Annotated in this window: 17 protein-coding genes; 11 read left to right on the plus strand and 6 right to left on the minus strand. The window is 71.3% G+C overall.

What is annotated here, in order from left to right; all coding sequences use genetic code 11:
- Positions 1 to 34: 34 nt before the first annotated feature.
- Complete coding sequence (locus PV963_RS13980) at positions 35 to 1,048, minus strand: aldo/keto reductase (RefSeq protein ID WP_274816005.1); 1,014 nt, start codon at positions 1,046 to 1,048, stop codon at positions 35 to 37.
- Positions 1,045 to 1,509 (minus strand): MerR family transcriptional regulator, encoded by a 465-nt coding sequence (locus tag PV963_RS13985; RefSeq protein ID WP_274816006.1) that lies wholly within the window; start codon positions 1,507 to 1,509, stop codon positions 1,045 to 1,047. The genes PV963_RS13980 and PV963_RS13985 overlap by 4 nt, the downstream gene beginning before the upstream one ends.
- A gap of 98 nt (positions 1,510 to 1,607) precedes the next feature.
- Between PV963_RS13985 and PV963_RS13990 the strand changes: the two genes are divergently transcribed.
- Positions 1,608 to 2,075, plus strand: coding sequence for a GNAT family N-acetyltransferase (locus tag PV963_RS13990; protein ID WP_274816007.1), 468 nt, complete (start codon positions 1,608 to 1,610; stop codon positions 2,073 to 2,075).
- A gap of 18 nt (positions 2,076 to 2,093) precedes the next feature.
- Positions 2,094 to 2,909, plus strand: a complete 816-nt coding sequence (locus tag PV963_RS13995) for a serine hydrolase domain-containing protein (RefSeq protein WP_274816008.1) — start codon at positions 2,094 to 2,096, stop codon at positions 2,907 to 2,909.
- Here PV963_RS13995 and PV963_RS14000 read toward each other — a convergent pair.
- Complete coding sequence (locus PV963_RS14000; RefSeq protein WP_274822017.1) at positions 2,906 to 3,556, minus strand: pirin family protein; 651 nt, start codon at positions 3,554 to 3,556, stop codon at positions 2,906 to 2,908. The genes PV963_RS13995 and PV963_RS14000 overlap by 4 nt on opposite strands.
- 61 nt (positions 3,557 to 3,617) lie before the next feature.
- Between PV963_RS14000 and fasR the strand changes: the two genes are divergently transcribed.
- From fasR to fabF, 5 genes are all read left to right on the plus strand, one after another.
- On the plus strand, positions 3,618 to 4,823 hold the full coding sequence (gene fasR / locus PV963_RS14005; RefSeq protein ID WP_274816009.1) for a fatty acid biosynthesis transcriptional regulator FasR: 1,206 nt from the start codon (positions 3,618 to 3,620) through the stop codon (positions 4,821 to 4,823).
- A gap of 89 nt (positions 4,824 to 4,912) precedes the next feature.
- Entirely contained in the window at positions 4,913 to 5,869 is a 957-nt protein-coding gene (locus tag PV963_RS14010; protein ID WP_274816010.1) for an ACP S-malonyltransferase, read from the plus strand.
- Between the two features lie 16 nt (positions 5,870 to 5,885).
- Positions 5,886 to 6,887, plus strand: a complete 1,002-nt coding sequence (locus tag PV963_RS14015) for a ketoacyl-ACP synthase III (protein WP_274816011.1) — start codon at positions 5,886 to 5,888, stop codon at positions 6,885 to 6,887.
- Between the two features lie 81 nt (positions 6,888 to 6,968).
- Complete coding sequence (locus PV963_RS14020) at positions 6,969 to 7,217, plus strand: acyl carrier protein (RefSeq protein WP_003989952.1); 249 nt, start codon at positions 6,969 to 6,971, stop codon at positions 7,215 to 7,217.
- A gap of 86 nt (positions 7,218 to 7,303) precedes the next feature.
- On the plus strand, positions 7,304 to 8,575 hold the full coding sequence (gene fabF, locus PV963_RS14025; protein WP_274816012.1) for a beta-ketoacyl-ACP synthase II: 1,272 nt from the start codon (positions 7,304 to 7,306) through the stop codon (positions 8,573 to 8,575).
- A gap of 78 nt (positions 8,576 to 8,653) precedes the next feature.
- Here the strand turns inward: fabF and PV963_RS14030 are convergent, their stop codons facing one another.
- Positions 8,654 to 9,148: a DUF3145 domain-containing protein gene (locus tag PV963_RS14030; protein WP_086601862.1), complete on the minus strand. Its 495-nt coding sequence runs from the start codon at positions 9,146 to 9,148 to the stop codon at positions 8,654 to 8,656.
- 259 nt (positions 9,149 to 9,407) lie between these two features.
- Between PV963_RS14030 and PV963_RS14035 the strand changes: the two genes are divergently transcribed.
- Both PV963_RS14035 and PV963_RS14040 read left to right on the plus strand, forming a co-directional pair.
- Positions 9,408 to 10,295, plus strand: a complete 888-nt coding sequence (locus tag PV963_RS14035; protein WP_274816013.1) for an SGNH/GDSL hydrolase family protein — start codon at positions 9,408 to 9,410, stop codon at positions 10,293 to 10,295.
- Positions 10,296 to 10,322: 27 nt separating this feature from the next.
- A complete protein-coding gene (locus tag PV963_RS14040; protein WP_274816014.1) occupies positions 10,323 to 11,294 on the plus strand; it encodes an aldose epimerase family protein in 972 nt (323 codons plus the stop codon).
- 84 nt (positions 11,295 to 11,378) lie between these two features.
- On the opposite strand, the gene PV963_RS14045 is transcribed toward PV963_RS14040, so the two are convergent.
- A complete protein-coding gene (locus PV963_RS14045) occupies positions 11,379 to 13,829 on the minus strand; it encodes a beta-glucosidase family protein (RefSeq protein WP_274816015.1) in 2,451 nt (816 codons plus the stop codon).
- Positions 13,830 to 13,933: 104 nt separating this feature from the next.
- On the opposite strand from PV963_RS14045, the gene PV963_RS14050 reads away from it, so the two are divergent.
- Positions 13,934 to 14,509 carry a TetR/AcrR family transcriptional regulator gene (locus PV963_RS14050; protein WP_274816016.1) on the plus strand — a complete coding sequence of 192 codons (576 nt, stop codon included), beginning with the start codon at positions 13,934 to 13,936 and terminating at the stop codon, positions 14,507 to 14,509.
- 143 nt (positions 14,510 to 14,652) lie between these two features.
- Positions 14,653 to 15,969 carry a pyroglutamyl peptidase gene (locus PV963_RS14055; protein ID WP_274816017.1) on the plus strand — a complete coding sequence of 439 codons (1,317 nt, stop codon included), beginning with the start codon at positions 14,653 to 14,655 and terminating at the stop codon, positions 15,967 to 15,969.
- Here the strand turns inward: PV963_RS14055 and PV963_RS14060 are convergent.
- On the minus strand, positions 15,920 to 16,747 hold the full coding sequence (locus PV963_RS14060; protein ID WP_274816018.1) for an EI24 domain-containing protein: 828 nt from the start codon (positions 16,745 to 16,747) through the stop codon (positions 15,920 to 15,922). The two genes, PV963_RS14055 and PV963_RS14060, sit on opposite strands and share 50 nt — an antisense overlap.
- Between the last annotated feature and the right edge of the window lie 138 nt (positions 16,748 to 16,885).

A 16,885-nucleotide genomic window follows, 5' to 3' on the forward strand; every position in this document is an offset into this window, starting at 1 on the left:
GGTCGCGCAGTTCCCCGCGCCCCCTGGGGCCTTCTCACTCCCGTCCGGCGGAAGTGAAGGCCATGTCCGCGTAGCGGTTGCCCGCCACCTGGCCCGCGATCGGGTCCAGCAGGGACAGTTCCTCGTCCGTCAGGACGATCCTGGTCGCCGCCGTGTTCTCCTCCACCCTGGAGGGCTTGCGGGTGCCCGGGATCGGGATGACCGGGAGGTTGTGGACCGCTGCCTGCTGCTGGACCCAGGCCAGGGCGATCTGGCCCGGGGTCGCGCCATGGGACGAGGCGATCGTGCGGATCGGCTCCAACAGGGCCGCGTTCCTCGCCGCGTTGTCCCCCGTGAAACGGGGCTGCTGGCGGCGGAAGTCGTCGGAGGTCAGGTCCTCGGCCTTGGCGAAGGAGCCCGTGAGGAAGCCGCGGCCGAGCGGGGAGTAGGGGACCAGGGCGACGCCCAGGTCGCGGGCCGCGGGGACGACCTTCGGCTCGATGTCACGGCTGAACAGCGACCACTCCGACTGCACGGCCGCGATCGGGTGCACCGCGTGGGCGGCGCGGAGTTCGTCCGCGGTGACCTCGCTCAGGCCCAGGTGCTTGACCTTGCCCTCGCGGACCAGGTCGGCCATGGTGCCGACGCTCTCCTCGATCGGCACGTTCACATCGCGCCGGTGCATGTAGTAGAGGTCGATGACGTCGACGTCGAGGCGCTTCAGGCTGGCCTCGACGGCCTGGCGGATGTAGGGCGGGTCGTTGCGGATGACGCGTCGCGTCGGGTCGTCCGGGGGAATCGACAGGGCGAACTTGGTCGCGATGACGACCTCGTCGCGGTGGGCCTTGAAGAACGGCGACAGGAAGCGCTCGTTCTCGCCGGCGCCGTACGCGTCGGCCGTGTCGTAGAAGGTGACGCCCAGTTCGAGCGCCCGTTCGAGGGTGGCCCGGGACGCGTCCGCGTCCACGGGGCCGTAGGCGAAGCTCATACCCATGCAGCCGAGGCCCTGGACACCCACCTCGGGGCCGTGGTCGCCGAGCTTCGCCGTCGTGATCCTGCCGTCCGTCATCGGGACCTCTCCGACGCCAGGGCACGCCCGGCGTCCGCGTAGAAACTGATCTTCCGGTCGAGCACGGCGAGCGTGCCCCGGAGTTCGTCGATCCTGGCCAGCACGTCCTCGCGGGTCGTCTTCAGCAGCTCGAAGCGCTCGCCGTAGGTGTGGTCGCCCTCACGTACGAGTTCCGCGTACCGGACCATGTCGGCGACCGGCATGCCCGTCAGGCGGAGCTTGCCGACGAGGTCGAGCCAGTCGAGGTCGCGGTTGGTGTAGCGGCGCTGACCGGTGTGGGACCGGTCGATGTGCGGCATCAGGCCGATGCGCTCGTACCAGCGCAGGGTGTGCGCCGTCAGGCCGGTCAGGGCGACGACCTCGCTGATCGTGTACTTGTCCTGGCCGTCCGGGCGCCGGTTCTGCTGCGGCGGGCCGGCGCAGGTGTCGGTACTGGTCCCCGGGGTCTCCATCACCGTCATGGCCCCAACGCTAGAACCTTGGAGTGCACTCCAAGCAAGCGCCGACGGTAAGAAATCGGCAGGACACTTCTTGATCCGGCTGGTTAGCGTGGGGCGTCATGAGTGTCGTACGCCGCGCCCTGCCCGAGGACGCCGAGGAAGTCCTCCGCCTGCGCCAGATCATGATCGACTCGTTGTTCGGTGATCCCGCCACCGCCTGGCACGGGGAATCGCTTCCGACGCTGACGGCCGAACTGGGCGAGCCGGACGGGGACTTCACGGCGTTCGTCGTGGACCACCCGGAGCGGCCGGGGACGCTGGCGTCCCTGGTGGCCGGGACGATCGACTACCGCATCGGGAAGTCGGGCGACCCGCAGGGCATGGTGGGCTTCGTGTTCAGCGTCGCCACCGACCCGTCCGCCCGGCGCCGTGGCTACGCGCGCGCGTGCATGACCACGCTGCTGGAGTGGTTCCGTGAGCGCGGTGCCCGGCGCGTGCAGCTCACCGCCTCGCCGGAGGCCGAGCCGCTGTACGTCTCCCTCGGTTTCCGGCCCAAGCCCGACCCCTTGCTGGAACTGACGCTCTGAGCGCATAGGCTCGAACGCATGTCGCTGAAGAGCCTCGCGTTGATCGAGAACTGGCCGGTTCCCACCGCCGCGGCGGGTGTCGTACGGGCGGACGGCACCGTCCTCGGCACCCACGGCCCGGCCGGACAGCGGTTCCCGCTCGCGTCGGTGACCAAGCCGCTCGCCGCCTACGCGGTGCTCGTCGCGTACGAGGAGGGCGCCATCGAACTCGACGAGCCCGCCGGTCCGGCCGGGTCGACGGTCCGGCACCTGCTCGCGCACACCTCGGGCCTCGCCTTCGACGAGCACAAGGTCACGGCCCCGCCCGGGGAACGGCGGCTGTACTCCAACGCCGGCTTCGAGCAGCTCGGCGACCACGTCGCGAAGGCGACCGACATCCCGTTCGGGGAGTACCTGCGCCAGGCCGTGCTGGAGCCGCTGGGGATGGCCTCGACGACCCTCGACGGGTCTCCGGCCAAGGACGGGGTGTCCACGGTCGAGGACCTGCTGCGATTCGCCGCCGAGGTGCAGGCCCCGCGTCTGCTGGACCCCCGTACGGTCGCCGAGGCGATGACCGTGCACTACCCGGGCACGAAGGGCGTTCTGCCGGGGTACGGCCACCAGAACCCCAACGACTGGGGGCTCGGCTTCGAGATCCGTGACTCCAAGTCGCCGCACTGGACGGGCTCGACGTCCTCGCCGCGCACGTTCGGGCACTTCGGGCAGTCCGGGACGTTCCTGTGGATCGACCCCGACGCGCGGGCCGCGTGCGTCGCGCTGACGGACCGGGCGTTCGGGCCGTGGGCGATCGAGGCGTGGCCGGCGTTCACGGACGCGGTACTGGCCGACCTCTAGGACATCTCCCAGACCAGCAACTCGGTGTCGGTCACGCCCTCCGCCTCCAGGCCCTTGGCGTCGGTGATCCGGGCCGCGTCGCCGGCGCCCAGCGTCTCGCCGTCCAGGCGTACGTCACCGCGTACGACGTGCACGTACACGTACGCCGCGTCCGGTACCGCCGTCCGCTCCCCCGCCCCCAGGCGCCGTACGTGCAGCATCGCGCCGGCCTCCGGGACGGCGTAGGGCGTCGAGTCGGCGATGCCGTGGACGACCTCGTAGTACGGGTCGCCGCCGGGCCGGAGCGGCGCCAGCCACATCTGGACGAAGGTGAGGGGGCCGGGGCCGTCGTTGCGCTCCACGTGGCGCACCCCGCCCGCCGAGCTCAGCCGCTGCACGTCTCCGTGGCGCACCACCGACTCGTGCCCGGTGGAGTCCCGGTGCGTCAGCTCGCCCTCGACCACCCACGTCACGATCTCGGTGTGGCTGTGCGGGTGCTCGTCGAAGCCGGCGCCGGGCGCCAGGTGCTCCTCGTTGCACGCGATCACCGCGCCGAAACGGAGGTTGTCCGGGTCGTAGTGGGGGCCGAAGGAGAAGGCGTGCCGGCTCTCGATTCCGGCCGCCGGGTCGCCACCCTGGTAGCGCTGATCAGCGCGCCGAATGTCCATCACGAGGTCCACCGTAGACCCGGCGACGCACCCTCCCGTCCGGATAAGGCAGTCTTGTCCCGTGCCCGAACCCGAAACCAGCAAGAACGAAGCCGCAGCGCACGACGTCCACCCGCATGCCGCGACGCTGAAGCGGCTGGAGAAGTCGTCCGGATCGCTCGCCGCGCAGGCCATCGCGCGGATGGACGAGACGCTGCCCTGGTACCGGGCCATGCCCCCGGAGAACCGTTCCTGGATCGGTCTGGTCGCGCAGGCGGGCATCGCCGCGTTCACCGAGTGGTTCCGGCGTCCGGACGCCCCGCAGGCCATCTCCACCGACGTGTTCGGAACCGCGCCCCGCGAGCTGACCCGGGCGATCACGCTGCGGCAGACCGTGGAGATGGTGCGCACCACCATCGAGGTCATGGAGTCCGCGATCGACGAGGTCGCGGCCCCGGGTGACGAGAGCGTGCTGCGCGAGGCCCTGCTCGTGTACGCCCGGGAGATCGCCTTCGCCACCGCCCAGGTGTACGCGCAGGCCGCCGAGGCACGCGGCGCCTGGGACGCCCGGCTGGAGTCCCTGGTCGTGAACGCCGTGCTCAGCGGCGAGGCCGACGAGGGTGCCGTGTCGCGGGCCGCCGCCCTCGGGTGGAACTCGCCCGAGCACGTGTGTGTCGTGCTCGGGACGGCACCCGACGGGGACAGCGAGTTGACCGTCGAGGCCATACGGCGCGCCGCCCGGCACGCCAAGCTCCAGGTGCTCACCGGGGTGCTCGGCGAGCGGCTGGTCGTCATCGCGGGCGGCAGCGACAACCCGCTGGCCGTCGCCAAGTCGCTCATCGGCCCGTTCGCGGCCGGGCCGGTCGTGGCGGGCCCGGTGGTGCCGGATCTGCAGGCCGCGACCCGGTCCGCGCAGGCCGCCGCGGCGGGGCTGAAGGCGTGTTCCGCCTGGCAGGACGCACCGCGCCCTGTGCTGGCGGACGACCTGCTCCCGGAGCGGGCGATGGCCGGTGACCCCTCGGCCCGTGAGCAACTGGTGGAGGAGATCTACAGACCGCTGGAGGAGGCCGGGGCCGCGCTCCTGGAGACCCTCAGCGTCTATCTCGAACAGGCGAGCAGCCTCGAAGGCGCCGCCCGGATGCTGTTCGTCCATCCCAACACCGTCCGCTACCGGCTTCGACGTGTGACTGACGTCACCGGCTGGTCACCCTCCGATGTACGCTCTGCGTTCACACTGCGGATCGCGCTGATCCTGGGGCGTCTGGTCGATGGAGATCTCCAGCCCTAAGGTTTTGTCGGGGCTCGACAAAACCCCCTCGTGTTCTTCGTCCTTGTCCCCACGGGCGGCCGTGCCCGTCCCCAAGAGAGAGTGTGAGAGTGCTCGTACTCGTCGCTCCCGGCCAGGGCGCCCAGACGCCCGGCTTCCTGACTGCATGGCTCGACTTCCCCGGTGTCCGCGGTGCCCTAGAGGCCTGGTCGGACGCCGCGGGACTCGACCTGATCCGTTACGGCACCGAGGCCGACGCGGAGGAGATCCGCGACACCGCGGTGGCCCAGCCGCTGCTGGTCGCGGCCGGACTGGCGTCCGCGTCCATGCTCTTCGAGGACCCGGCCGACTTCCCGCGGAAGGTCGGCGCCATCGCCGGTCACAGCGTCGGCGAGTTCACCGCGGCCTCGCTCGCCGGGGTGCTCCCCCACGAGGAGGCGCTCCGCCTCGTCCGCACCCGCGGACTCGCCATGGCCGAGGCCGCCGCCGTCACCGAGACCGGCATGGCCGCCCTCCTCGGCGGCGATCCCGAAGTGACGGTTCCGCACCTGGAGAGGCTCGGCCTGACCCCGGCGAACATCAACGGCGCGGGCCAGATCGTCGCGGCCGGCACCAAGGAGCAGCTCGCCGCGTTGGAGGCGGACAAGCCCGAGGGCGTGCGCAAGGTCGTCGCGCTGAAGGTGGCCGGCGCCTTCCACACCCACCACATGGCCCCCGCGGTCGACACGCTGGCGAAGGCCGCCAAGGCCCTGACGCCCGGCGACCCGACGGTCCCTTACGTCTCGAACAAGGACGGGCAGGCGGTCGCGGCCGGCACCGAGGTGCTGGACCGTCTGGTCGGCCAGGTCGCCAACCCCGTCCGCTGGGACCTGTGCATGGAGACCTTCAAGGAGCTCGGCGTCACGGCCCTGATCGAGGTGTGCCCCGGCGGTACCCTCACCGGTCTGGCCAAGCGGGCCCTGCCCGGTGTGAAGACGCTGGCCCTGAAGTCCCCCGCCGACCTCGACGCGGCTCGCGAGCTCATCGCCGAGACGCCAACACCCGCCGCTGACGCGGCGGGTGCCTGACAAGGAGCCGGAGAGCATGGCGAAGATCAAGCCCAGCAAGGGCGCCCCGTACGCGCGCATCCTCGGCGTCGGCGGCTACCGCCCGACCCGGGTCGTGCCGAACGAGGTGATCCTGGAGACGATCGAGTCGTCCGACGAGTGGATCCGCTCGCGCTCCGGCATCGAGACGCGGCACTGGGCCTCGGACGAGGAGACCGTCGCCGCGATGTCGCTGGAGGCCTCCGGGAAGGCCATCGCGGACGCGGGCATCTCCGTCGAGCAGATCGGCGGCGTGATCGTCTCGACCGTCTCGCACTTCAAGCAGACCCCGGCCGTCGCCACCGAGATCGCCGACAAGCTGGGCACCGACAAGGCCGCCGCCTTCGACATCTCGGCGGGCTGCGCGGGCTTCGGCTACGGCCTCACGCTCGCCAAGGGCATGATCGTCGAGGGCTCGGCGGAGTACGTCCTGGTGATCGGTGTCGAGCGGCTGAGCGACCTGACCGACCTGGAGGACCGGGCCACGGCCTTCCTGTTCGGCGACGGTGCCGGCGCGGTCGTGGTCGGCCCGTCCCAGGAGCCCGAGATCGGTCCGACGGTGTGGGGCTCCGAGGGCGACAAGTCGGACACCATCAAGCAGACCGTGCCGTGGACGGACTATCGCGACGGGACGGTCGAGAAGTTCCCCGCGATCACCCAGGAAGGCCAGGCGGTGTTCCGCTGGGCCGTGTTCGAGATGGCGAAGGTCGCCCAGCAGGCGCTGGACGCGGCCGGAATCACCGTGGACGACCTGGATGTCTTCATCCCGCACCAGGCCAACGTGCGGATCATCGACTCGATGGTGAAGACGCTGAAACTGCCGGAGCACGTCACGGTCGCCCGTGACATCCGCACCACCGGCAACACCTCGGCCGCCTCGATCCCGCTCGCGATGGAGCGGCTCCTGGCGACCGGCGAGGCGAAGAGCGGCGACACCGCGCTCGTCATCGGCTTCGGGGCGGGTCTCGTCTACGCCGCGACTGTCGTTACCCTCCCCTAGGCACTCCGTGCCGGATCATGCGGTCCGGTACGGGAGCAACACCTGCCACACCCTCTGGAACATCTACGAAGGAGCGCCGACATGGCCGCCACTCAGGAAGAGATCGTCGCCGGTCTCGCCGAGATCGTGAACGAGATCGCCGGCATCCCGGTTGAGGACGTCCAGCTGGACAAGTCCTTCACCGACGACCTGGACGTCGACTCGCTGTCCATGGTCGAGGTCGTCGTCGCCGCCGAAGAGCGCTTCGACGTCAAGATCCCGGACGAGGACGTCAAGAACCTCAAGACCGTCGGCGACGCGACCGACTACATCCTCAAGCACCAGGGCTGATCGACCGATCAGGCCGCTGGGCTGACTGCCCCGCCACCCGGCGGTGGCGCCGCTTAATCCTCGTATCCGTTGGAGAAAGAATTCCCGTGAGCTCGACCAATCGCACCGTGGTCGTCACCGGTATCGGCGCAACCACACCGCTGGGTGGCGACGTAGCCTCTACCTGGGAGGGCCTGGTCGCCGGACGTTCCGGCGTCAAGCCCCTGGAGCAGGACTGGGCCGCCGAGCAGGCGGTCCGGATCGCCGCCCCGGTAGCCGTGGAGCCGACCGAGGTCATCCCCCGGCCGCAGGCCCGCCGACTGGACCGCTCGGCGCAGTTCGCGCTGGTCGCGGCCAAGGAGGCATGGGCGGACGCCGGTTTCGAGGCGAAGGCCGGCGAGGACCCGGCCGTCGACCCGGACCGGCTCGGCGCCGTCATCGCCTCCGGCATCGGCGGCGTGACGACGCTCCTCGACCAGTACGACGTGCTCAAGGAGAAGGGCGTCCGCCGCGTCTCCCCGCACACCGTGCCCATGCTGATGCCCAACAGCCCGTCGGCCAACGTGGGGTTGGCCGTGGGTGCCCGGGCGGGCGTGCACACGCCGGTCTCCGCCTGCGCCTCGGGCGCCGAGGCCATCGGCTACGCCATCGAGATGATCCGCACCGGCCGCGCCGACATCGTCGTCGCCGGTGGTACGGAGGCGGCGATCCACCCGCTGCCCATCGCCGCGTTCGGCAACATGATGGCGATGTCCAAGAACAACGACGACCCGCAGGGTGCGTCGCGTCCCTACGACGTGGCCCGCGACGGCTTCGTCCTCGGCGAGGGCGCCGGTGTCGTCGTCCTGGAGTCCGCCGAGCACGCCGCCAAGCGCGGTGCCCGGGTGTACGCCGAGGCCGTCGGGCAGGGCATCTCCGCCGACAGCCACGACATCGTGCAGCCGGAGCCGGAGGGGCGGGGCATCTCGCACGCCCTGCAGAACCTGCTGGAGCGCACCGACCTGGATCCGGCGGAGATCGTGCACGTCAACGCGCACGCGACGTCAACACCGGCCGGTGACATCGCCGAGCTGAAGGCGCTGCGGAAGGTGTTCGGTGACGACACCGACCACATCGCGGTGTCCGCGACCAAGTCGATGACCGGGCATCTGCTGGGTGGAGCCGGTGGTGTCGAGACGGTCGCGACCGTGCTCGCGCTGTACCACCGGGTGGCTCCGCCGACGATCAACGTGGAGAACCTCGACCCCGAGGCCGAGGCGAACGCCGACGTCGTCCGGGGCGAGGCTCGGAAGCTGCCGGTCGAAGGCCGTATCGCGGCGCTGAACGACTCGTTCGGGTTCGGCGGGCACAACGTGGTGCTGGCGTTCCGGACGGTCTGAGAAGGCCTGCTGCCCACCCATACGACGTGAAGGGCCCTCACCGCTCGGTGAGGGCCCTTCACGCGTGCTGAAAAGTCATCAGACCACCTGGTGGAGCCAGCGGACCGGGGCGCCTTCGCCTGCGTAGCGGAAGGGTTCCAGCTCGTCGTCCCATGGCTTGCCCAGGAGCTTGTTGAGCTCGGCCTCCAGGTCCGTTTCGCCGCGCTGGCTGCGTTGCAGGGCGGCGCGCAGGCGGTCCTCGGGGATGAGGATGTCGCCGTGGATGCCGGTGACGGCGTGGAAGATGCCCAGGTCGGGAGTGCAGCTGTAGCGTTCGCCCTCGGCGGTGGGACAGGGTTCCGCGGTGACCTCGAAGCGCAGGAGGTGCCAGCCGCGCAGCGCCGACGCCAGCTTCGACGCCGTGCCCACCTGGCCCTGCCAGGAGAACTCCGAGCGCCAGGTGCCCGGGGAGGCGGGCTGACGGATCCAGTCCAGGCTGACGCGCGTACCGAGCACTCCGGCGACGGCCCACTCGACGTGCGGGCACAGCGCACGCGGCGCCGAGTGCACGTACAGAACTCCACGTGTCGTCACCGGAACCTCCGGGCAGAGCGGGACATCTTGGAAACGGGCGGAACGGCTGTGACCGGGCGGGTCACGTTGATGGCGAGGCTACCGTGCGGTGACGCAAGGAGTGTGACGTACGGTCGCTCCCGGTGCCGGGAAACGCCCGCCATTCACCCAGGGGGACGCTTGTACGGGTGTGAGCCGTTGCACCTGATCGGTCGGGAACCCTCGTGCGTTGTTATTGGTTGGGGAGACAGGCACGGCGCGGCGAGGGGAAGGACCAGGGATGCGGAAGCGAAGCCACCGCTCACGCGTCGTTCTTGCCGTGGCCGTGGCGGCTGCCCTGGGTGTCGCCGGGTGTGACGCGGTCGGGGGCGACTCCCCCGCCCCGTCCGGCACCGCCAAGCCGTCCCCCAAGCCCACGCCCCTGTGGGACCGCAGCCCGAGTTCCGTCGCGGCCGTGGGCGACTCCATCACGCGGGGTTTCGACGCCTGTGACGTGCTGCAGGACTGCCCCGAGGCGTCCTGGGCGACCGGTGCGAGCCCCGAGGTGGACTCCCTCGCCGTCCGGCTGCTGGGGCGGGCCGGGGCCGCGGAGCGGAGCTGGAACTACGCCGTGACCGGGGCGCGGATGGCGGACCTGCCCGGGCAGATCGCCCAGGCGGTACGGCAAAAGCCCCAGCTGGTGACGGTGATGGTGGGGGCGAACGACGCCTGCCGGACCACCACCTCGGCGATGACCCCGGTCACCGAGTTCCGTGCCGACTTCGAGGACTCCCTGCGCAGCCTGCGCAAGGCGCTGCCCAAGGCCCAGGTGTTCGTGGCGAGCGTGCCGAACCTGAAGCGGCTGTGGTCCGAGGGCCGCACCAGCCCGATGGGCAAGCAGGTCTGGCAGCTGGGCATCTGCCCGTCGATGCTGGGTGACGCGGACGCCCTGGACTCGGCGGCGAACCTGCGGCGGAACACGGTGCAGAAGCGGGTGGAGGACTACAACAAGGTCCTGAAGGAGGTCTGCGCCGAGGACGAGCGGTGCCGCTACGACGGGGGCGCGGTGTACGACTACCGCTTCGGCACCGCCCAGTTGAGCCGCTGGGACTACTTCCACCCGAGCGTGAACGGACAGGCCCGGTTGGCGGAGATCGCGTACCGGACCGTCACGGCGGAACGCCCCTGACCCAGGGCCTGACTTAGAGTTCCGCACATGAACGAACTCTTCGGCACACTTTCCGACGGCACTGCGGTGCACCGCTGGACCCTGGAACGGGCGGGCGTGCGGGTGCGGATCCTGTCGTACGGCGGAATCGTGCAGTCCGTCGAGGTGCCGGACCGGGACACGCGGGCCGGGAACGTGGTGCTGGGGTTCGGCGACCTCGACGGCTATCTCACTCACCCGGATCCGTACCTCGGCGCCCTGGTCGGGCGGTACGCCAACCGGATCGCCGGTGCCCGGTTCCCGCTGGACGGACTGACGTACGCACTCGAACCGAACAACGGGCCGAACGCGCTGCACGGTGGAGTGCGCGGGTTCGACAAGCGGGTGTGGGAGGGGACGCCCGTCGAGCACGGTGTGCGGCTCGAGCGGATCAGTCCGCACGGGGAGGAGGGCTTCCCGGGGCGGCTGGAGGTCTCGGCGACGTACACGCTGCTGGAGAGCGGGGCGCTGCGGATCGTGTACGAGGCCGTGACGGACGCGCCGACCGTGGTGAATCTGACGAACCACAGCTACTTCAACCTGGCCGGTGCCGGCGACGCCGGCGGCCACGAGCTGCGGCTGGCCGCCTCCCGGTACACGCCGGTGGACGCGGACCTGATCCCGACCGGCGGCCTGGACGACGTGACCGGCACGCGCTTCGACTTCCGTGAGGCCCGCAAGGTCGGCGCCGGCTACGACCACAACTTCGTGCTCGACAAGGGTCTGACGGACGTTCCGGCCGAGGTCGCGGAGCTGTACGACCCGGCGTCCGGGCGGGTGCTGACGGTGGCGACCACCGAGCCCGGACTCCAGCTGTACACCGCCGACCATCTGGGCGAGCCCTTCGCGCCCGGCGACGGCATCGCGCTGGAGACCCAGCACTTCCCCGACTCCCCGAACCGGCCGGAGTTCCCGAGCACGGTGCTGCGGCCGGGCGAGGTGTACCGCTCGGAGACGGTGTACGGGTTCGGCACGCGCTGAGCGCCCGCGGGTGGGCGGACCACGAGCCCCGGTCCAGGGGTCAGGTCCCGGACCGGGGCTGCTCGGTGGGGAACTCGTCCCGGATCAGACGTTAATCGTCGCGGTGATCCTGCGGTCCGTGATCGAGCGCCCCACCTGGATCTCGTACGAACCCTTCACAAACGACCACGACTTGGTCGTCTCGTCCCAGATCTCGAAGGCCCGGCGCGGCAGTTCGACGGTCGCCTCGACGCTCTCGCCGGGTCCTGCGTCCACGCCCGCGAAGCCGGCCAGCCAGCGGGCCGGACGGGTGCGGCCGGGCTCGCTCGGGGCGAGGTAGACCTGGACGACCTCGTGGCCGGGGCGGTCGCCGGTGTTGCGGAGGCGGACCTTGGCGGTGGCCCCGTCGGCGGCGCCTTCGACCTCGACCGACTCGTAGGTCCAGTCGGTGTAGCCGAGGCCGTGGCCGAAGGGGTAGGCGGGGGTACGGCCGTGCTTCTCCCAGGCGCGGTAACCGATGAAGACGTCCTCGTCGTAGGGGAGTTCGCCGTCCACCGGGACGACCTGGGTGACGGGGGCGTCGGCCAGGGAGCCCCAGGTGGTGGGCAGGCGGCCGCCGGGCTCGTGGGTGCCGGTGAGCACGTCCGCGAGGGCCGCGCCGCCCTCCTGGCCGGGGAACCAGGTGAGGAGCACGGCGGCGACGTCGTCGCGCCACGGCATTTCCACCGGGGAGCCGGAGTTGACGACCACGACGGTATGGGGGTTGGCGGCGGCGACGGCGCGGACCAGGTCGTCCTGGCGGCCGGGCAGGCGCAGATCCGTGCGGTCGAAGCCCTCGGACTCGACGCGGTCGGTGGTGGCGACCACGACGACGGCCGTGTCGGCGGCCCGGGCGGCCGCGGCGGCCTCAACGATCAGCTCGTCGGGGTCGCGCTGCGGGTCCTGGTGGGCGAGGGTGAAGCCGATGGTCCGCATGGGGTGGTCGCTGGGCGGCGGGACGGTGTAGGTGAGGGAGACCTCGACCGGGTCGCCCGTGGTCAGTTCGACCCGGGCGTGGGGCACGGGGGCGCCGAAGAACGCCGCGAAGGGGTCGCCGTCCTCGGCGGGGCGCTGGACGTCGTCGAAGTACGTGGTGCCCGCGACGGTCAGCCGGAAGGGGCCGAGGCCCTTGATGCCGAAGGTGTGCGTGCCGGTCTCGCGCGGGGTGAAGGTGCCCGCCAGCTCGACGGTCGCCAGGGTTTCGTGGGTGACGCCGCCTGGGAGGTCGTCGCCCATCCACTGGATGTGGCCGCTGGGGGCCGAGCGGGTGCCGATGACGGTGCCCTCGCTGTCGCGGCAGACGGCGCGCAGTTCGAAGCCCTGGCCGGCGACGGGGAGTTCGGTGTTCGGGTCGGCGCCGAGGGCATAGGTGAGGCTGCCGTCGGGGAGGGCGGCGGTGAGGCCGTCGAGCGGGGAGACGACCCGGGCGGGGAAGACGGTGGCGGAGCCGCCGCCGAGGACGCGGGCGTCGCGGGCGGCGGCTCCGATCAGCGCGATCCTGCCGGGCTTCAGCGGCAGCGCGCCGTTGTCGTTGCGGACGAGGACGAAGGAGCGGCGGGCGATCTCGCGGGCGAGCGACTCACCGTGGACGGGCCCGGGCAGGTCGGTGACGGCCGGTTCGGCGCCCTCCAGGACGCCGACGCGGGCGGCGAGGCGCAGGACGCGGCGGACCGCCTCGTCGACCTGGGTCTCGTCGGCCCGGCCGTCCCGTACGGCGCGGGCGAGGGCCTCGCCGTAGACGGTCCGCGGGCCGGGCATGGCGATGTCGAGGCCGCCGGCGAGGGCGCCGGTGGTGGAGCGGGCGGCGGTCCAGTCGGAGACGTTGATCCCGTCGAAGCCCCACTCGCCGCGCAGGACCTCGATGACCAGGTGGTGGTGCTCGGTCATCGTCGTGCCGTTGACCGTGTTGTAGGCGGTCATGATGCCCCAGGGGTGGGCGTTCTCGACGATCGCCTCGAAGGGGGCCAGGTACAGCTCGCGCAGGGCGCGTTCGCTCAGGAGGTTGTTCACCGTGAGGCGGTCGGTCTCGGCGTCGTTGGCGACGAAGTGCTTGACGGTGGTGCCGACGCCGCCGGACTGGACGCCCCGGACGTACTCGGTGCCGATCCGCCCCGTGAGGTACGGGTCCTCGCTGTAGGCCTCGAAGTGGCGGCCGCCGAGCGGGGAGCGGTGCAGGTTGACCGTGGGGGCGAGCAGGACGTGGACGCCCTTGCGGCGGGCCTCCTGGGCCAGCAGCACGCCGGCCCGGTGGGCGAGCCCCGGGTCCCAGGTGGCGGCGAGGGCGGTCGGTGAGGGCAGGGCGACGGACGGGTCGTCGGCGCTCCAGTGCACCCCGCGGACGCCGATCGGGCCGTCGGACATGACGAGGGACTTCAGGCCGATCTCCGGCAGCGCGGGCAGGGACCACATGTCCTGGCCGGCCAGCAACCGGGCCCTGGCGTCCAGGTCGAGCTTGCGGAGGGCGGCCTCGACGGCCGCCTCGCGGGTCTCGTCGGCCGTTTCCTGCGGTGCCGCCATCGGTGCCTCCTCGTTGAAGTCCGTTCGGTGCCCTACCCATCGTGCACCTGCCACCTGTAGGCCGGTAGGTTTCGTTATCTTGGCGTTACGTTTTGATGTTCGAGATGCCGTACGGTGACGCCATGAACGCCAGGACGAGGAGCGCGGAACGACGCGCCGAGATCGTCGGAGCCGCCCTGGAGGTCATCGCCGAGCGCGGCTACCGGGGGGCGAGCCTGGCCGCCGTGGCGGAACGGGTCGGGCTGACCCAGCAGGGCCTGCTGCACTACTTCCCGACGAAGGACGCGCTGCTCGTGGCCGTCCTGGAGGAGCGGGACAAGTGGGACGCGGTGCCCGTCGGGCCGTGGCGGACCGATCTGCTCGCGTCACTCGTCGAGTACAACGCCATGCGGCCCGGCATCATCCAGACCTTCTCGGCGCTGCTCGGCGAGAGCGTGACGGAGGGGCATCCGGCACGGGCGTACTTCACCGAGCGGTACGGCCGGGTGCGGGAGTCGATGGCGACGGTCCTGCGCACCGAGTACGGCGACCGGCTGCCGAACGGCCTCACGCCCGAGCGCGCGGCTCCCCTGCTGGTCGCGGTGATGGACGGGCTGCAGTACCAGTGGTTGCTGGACCCGGAGTCGGTGGACATGGCGGCGGCGTTCCGGGACTTCCTGGGGTTGCTGGGCGAGGAGTGAACGGCCCTCCACGGCTACGGACCTCGCCATGCTGATGTCGCCCTCCTGAGCCGCACCCCATGGCGTAGACCACTTCTGTCACGCGATACTGCCGCCGTTCGGTATCAGCGCTTCCCCACGGCGACAGAAGGACCTGAACTGCCTTGACTTCCATACGCGTTCGGATCGGCGTGCTCGGGCTGGCCCTGTTGGCGGGGCTGGCTGCGCCCACGACCACGGCGACGGCCGACACCGCTCCCTCGCCCACCGTCGAGGAGCAGCGGCTCGATGGGGCCGTGCCCCAGGAGATCCTCGGACGTTCCGGATTCGACGCCACGGCGGGGAAGTTCGCGAGGACGCTCACCGCGGCCCGCTCCTATGCCGAGGCCCGCAGCGTCGTAATACGCGAAGGGTCGGCGCTGTGGCGGCGGGCCGTCGACCGGGCGCAGGGACGCGGCCCGGCGGGATATGAAGGGCGCGAAGCGCTTCCTTGGAAGGGTGGTGGCGGGCGGCGGGCGGGCCTCAGCCGGGACGACGACCGGCCGCTGTACTGGGCGCGGCTCGGCATGACGCGTGAAGTGCGCACCTGGGAGCCGGAGTTCGGTCTGACGGACCGGCAGCGGGCCGCGCTGCTGGACGAACTGGAGCGCACCTCGCGCGGCCAGACGGCCGTCATCCCCCACTCTCGGCTTCGCTCGAGCGGGGGGACCCCCATCCCGCAGGGCAAGGGCCTGAAGCGGATCCTGGTCACCGGCTTCGACCCGTTCACCCTGGACCGCGACATCCGCATCTCCAACCCGTCCGGCGCCACCGCGCTCGCCCTCGACGGCACGGTGATCGAGACGGCGGACGGCCCGGCCCGGATCGAGACGGCCGTGTTCCCGGTGCGCTGGCGGGACTTCACGGACGGGACGGTGGAGCGGACCCTGCGGCCCCATCTCGAGAAGGTGGATCTGTTCATGACCGTGAGCCAGGGCCGGGTCGGCCGGTTCGACATCGAGCGGACCAACGGGGCCTGGCGCGGCGGCTTCGGGGACAACGACAACGTCGGCCGCACCGAGACGATCCCCGTCACCGACCCGGCCTCACAGCCCCAGTGGACGACGACCACGCTGCCGTACCGCGCGATCGTGGCCGCGGACACCGGCCGTTTCCCGGTGTACGACAACACCAGTGTCACCGAGATCCCGGCGGGCGGCACCGAGCCCGTCGTACGCCCGGAGGGCCCGACCCCCTGCTCGACCGCTCGCGCGGGCGGCGGCGGTGACTACCTGTCCAACGAGATCGCCTACCGGGCGACGCTGCTGCGGGACCGGCTGGGGCTGCACGACGTCCTGCCGGGCGGGCATGTGCACACGCCCGTGCTGCAGTTCGGCGCCGGGAACACCACCGAGGTCACCGACCCGGAGTTCGTGCGCAACCGGCTGGACATCATCGCGCAGGTGAGGACGATCCTGAGGGTGGCTGCGGAGGAGTCGTGACGGCCCCGTCGCCCTCCTCGCCGCCCTCCCGGATCTCCTCACCCAGCAGTTCCCGCGCCATGAGGGTGGCGCCGGCGACGGCTCCCGGCATCAGGAACACCGCGACGAACGGGACCAGGAAGGCCACGGCCAGCGGCGTGCCGAAGCCCCAGACCAGGGTCTTGCGGGAGCGGAGCAGACCGAGGCGGGTGCGCAGTTCGACGCTGCGGCGCTGGAGGGCGACGGCGGTCAGCTCCTCGGTGAGGAAGAACCCGGTGACGAAGAACCCGATCATGGGTACGGCCGTCTGGCCGACGACGGGGATGAAACCGCACGCGAACAGCAGCACGCCCCACAGGGCGGCCCGGACGACGATCCGGAGGCTGTCCCGGGCGGAGATCCACAACTCGCGCCAGAGCGGCAGGCCCGACTCGGGGGCGTGGCCGTCCGGGGACACGTCCCGGTCGACCTTCTCGGAGAGGTTCTCGTAGAAGGGCTGCCCGATCAGCAGGGTCACCGCGGTGAACGTCACGACGGAGAGGAGCAGGGCGAGGGCGAACAGCACGGCGGTCAACAAGCCGCGGAAGAGCCCGAGCCACGGGCTCGACCAGTCGTCGGCGAACGGGGTGGCCCAGGCGACGGCGTCCTCGCCCCACAGCGCCAGCGCGACGAGCGCCGCCGCGTACAGGACGAGGGTGATCAGGCCCGGGAGCAGCCCGAAGCCGTACTGCTTGCCGTGCCGGGCCACCCACCGCTGGCCCTTCAGCAGGTACCGGAAACCCACCCCGAGATCGCTCATGGGAAAACCCTATCGGGGCAGGCCAAGCCACTCCCCGACAGGGCCGTACGGGTCACCGGTGACACCAAGGCGGCCTTGTTGCCGTTGAGTCGAACCGGTACACCTCGCCGTACCGATCTCAGGAAGCCCCGTTGGAGG

It is taken from the genome of Streptomyces coeruleorubidus (assembly GCF_028885415.1).
Classification (GTDB): domain Bacteria; phylum Actinomycetota; class Actinomycetes; order Streptomycetales; family Streptomycetaceae; genus Streptomyces; species Streptomyces coeruleorubidus_A.

What these genes read in the sequence shown, in the direction of transcription:
- PV963_RS13980 (WP_274816005.1), bottom strand. Translation starts at nt 1,048, where the DNA reads ATGACGGACGGCAGGATCACGACGGCGAAGCTCGGCGACCACGGCCCC.
- PV963_RS13985 (WP_274816006.1), bottom strand. Translation starts at nt 1,509, where the DNA reads ATGACGGTGATGGAGACCCCGGGGACCAGTACCGACACCTGCGCCGGC.
- PV963_RS13990 (WP_274816007.1), top strand. Translation starts at nt 1,608, where the DNA reads ATGAGTGTCGTACGCCGCGCCCTGCCCGAGGACGCCGAGGAAGTCCTC.
- PV963_RS13995 (WP_274816008.1), top strand. Translation starts at nt 2,094, where the DNA reads ATGTCGCTGAAGAGCCTCGCGTTGATCGAGAACTGGCCGGTTCCCACC.
- PV963_RS14000 (WP_274822017.1), bottom strand. Translation starts at nt 3,556, where the DNA reads ATGGACATTCGGCGCGCTGATCAGCGCTACCAGGGTGGCGACCCGGCG.
- PV963_RS14015 (WP_274816011.1), top strand. Translation starts at nt 5,886, where the DNA reads ATGGCGAAGATCAAGCCCAGCAAGGGCGCCCCGTACGCGCGCATCCTC.
- PV963_RS14020 (WP_003989952.1), top strand. Translation starts at nt 6,969, where the DNA reads ATGGCCGCCACTCAGGAAGAGATCGTCGCCGGTCTCGCCGAGATCGTG.
- PV963_RS14035 (WP_274816013.1), top strand. Translation starts at nt 9,408, where the DNA reads ATGCGGAAGCGAAGCCACCGCTCACGCGTCGTTCTTGCCGTGGCCGTG.
- PV963_RS14040 (WP_274816014.1), top strand. Translation starts at nt 10,323, where the DNA reads ATGAACGAACTCTTCGGCACACTTTCCGACGGCACTGCGGTGCACCGC.
- PV963_RS14045 (WP_274816015.1), bottom strand. Translation starts at nt 13,829, where the DNA reads ATGGCGGCACCGCAGGAAACGGCCGACGAGACCCGCGAGGCGGCCGTC.
- PV963_RS14050 (WP_274816016.1), top strand. Translation starts at nt 13,934, where the DNA reads ATGCCGTACGGTGACGCCATGAACGCCAGGACGAGGAGCGCGGAACGA.
- PV963_RS14060 (WP_274816018.1), bottom strand. Translation starts at nt 16,747, where the DNA reads ATGAGCGATCTCGGGGTGGGTTTCCGGTACCTGCTGAAGGGCCAGCGG.